The sequence below is a fragment of the Oleiphilus sp. HI0117 genome, assembly GCF_001635235.1.
Window position 1 is genome coordinate 1 of sequence record NZ_LWGA01001156.1, and the last position, 1,812, is coordinate 1,812.

Consider the following 1,812-nt stretch of genomic DNA (forward strand, 5'->3'; position numbering starts at 1 on the left):
TTTAAAGGGTGTGGCACCGCCGAGCATCAAAACCAGTGATATCTACCGTGGTGTAATGCCATTTATTGCGATTCAGGTAAGCGTTCTTTTGGTCTTATTGATCAAACCAGAATGGTTCGGACTTTAAGTAGAATCTTATAAGCCAAGCCTAAGTTTGTGAACTAGTCAAAAATTTCGTTTATTTTTCCTCTCATGGTCTATTCTTAAAAGTAGGACTTAATAGCGCTTATCAAAACGGGATTGAAATGATGGTTACCACCTGCCCTCAGTTTACTGAGCTAGACAATGAAATAACGCAAGATTTTGCAGAGTGTTTACAAGAGAATATTGAGCAGATCGAAGCTTGTATCGCATTACTTGATAACTCAAAAGATCCGGAACTTGTTCATCGCCTTTTTAGAGACATTCACTCTCTAAAAGGTAATTGCCGTATGGTATTTCTCGACCCCTTGGTCGAAACAATTCACGCTCTCGAAGAAATCGTCTCTGACATGCGCCAAGGCCAGCGTACCTATCTTCCTATGTACGGCGAATTTATCTTTGCCATCGTTATTCGTATACGGGATATGATCAATACACTGATTAGTGATGGCCAGGTAGAAGGTACGCCTCAGGCGACCATGCTTAAGGTTATCGAAGATGTCAGAGGCTGCACTGCAGGCCAGGACCTGAAAGCACTTGATAAAGCAATGGACCAGCTGGTCGGGGCGAAGAAAAGTAGCACTGAAGAAGAAAAACCCGGCAGTATCGCGCTGAGCCTTGAGCATCAGGACAACCCTGACTTAGCATTTTTTAGAAAGCTTGCCTTACAGCTAGATGACTTAGGCATATACAAACAAGGTAGAACAGATTCCATTCTAGAGTTGTGCTTATCTACCAACAAAGACCTTGAAGAGCCTATCGATACAGACCAATTAACTGCTGCAGTCTATCTTCACGATATCGGCATGTCTTTAGTCTCGCCCGACATACTTAATAAGCCTAGCAAACTAAGCGACCAGGAATTTCGTACTATTCGCGGCCATATAGAGATGGGCTCAGAATTTCTAAGTCGTATGGAAGGTTGGACAGAAGCCGCCACGATGGTTGCTCAACACCATGAGCGATATGATGGTAAAGGCTACCCAAAGAATTTGGCAAACGAACAAATACACCGTGGTGCTATGTTAATCGCTTTGGCGGACACCTTCNATGCAGTAACCAACGAACGTGCAGATAGAAGCTACAAGAAGTCTCTGTTCAGTGCTGTCACACTCATTAATGGCGAAAGTGGCACGCAATTTCACCCTACCTATGTCGAAGCTTTTAACGAAACAGTTAGGCATCATTACGTCACTCGCAAAAATATGACATAAAATAGTACCCTAAACAGTAGCGCTGGTTACCAAGCGTTACTGTTTAATAAATGACCTGCTCGACTTCCCGCGCTATCATTAAAAAATAGCTATCTCGGCGGGAGCAATCATCATGACTATTTCACTCAACGGCGGCATTGGCAGCCCTCAAAGCCTTTCCAGTGCGTCCCAAACTGATAGACAACTGCAGCAGCTCAGTTCAGGAAGCCGGATTAATAGCGCAGCTGATGATGCAGCAGGCGCAGCAATATCTGAACGCTTGAATAGCCAACTAGGTGCTTTTGATGCAGGCATCCGTAACGCCAATGACTCCATTTCCGCAATTCAGGTTGCCGACGGAGCACTGAAAAGCCTTAACGATAACATTGGTCGTATACAAGAGTTGACGATTCAAGCTGGTAACGGTGCGCTATCCACACAAGACCGACAAGCCTTGCAAGAAGAAGCAAATCTCTTG

Annotated in this window: 1 protein-coding gene and 1 pseudogene; both read left to right on the forward strand. The window is 44.5% G+C overall.

Annotated features, from left to right (window positions below; all coding sequences use genetic code 11):
- The first annotated feature begins 245 nt into the window (after positions 1-245).
- Positions 246-1,355, forward strand: a complete 1,110-nt coding sequence (locus tag A3757_RS20540) for an HD-GYP domain-containing protein (protein ID WP_068740208.1) — start codon at positions 246-248, stop codon at positions 1,353-1,355.
- A gap of 112 nt (positions 1,356-1,467) precedes the next feature.
- Positions 1,468-1,812, forward strand: a pseudogene (locus A3757_RS20545) (flagellin-like protein); the annotation flags it as partial.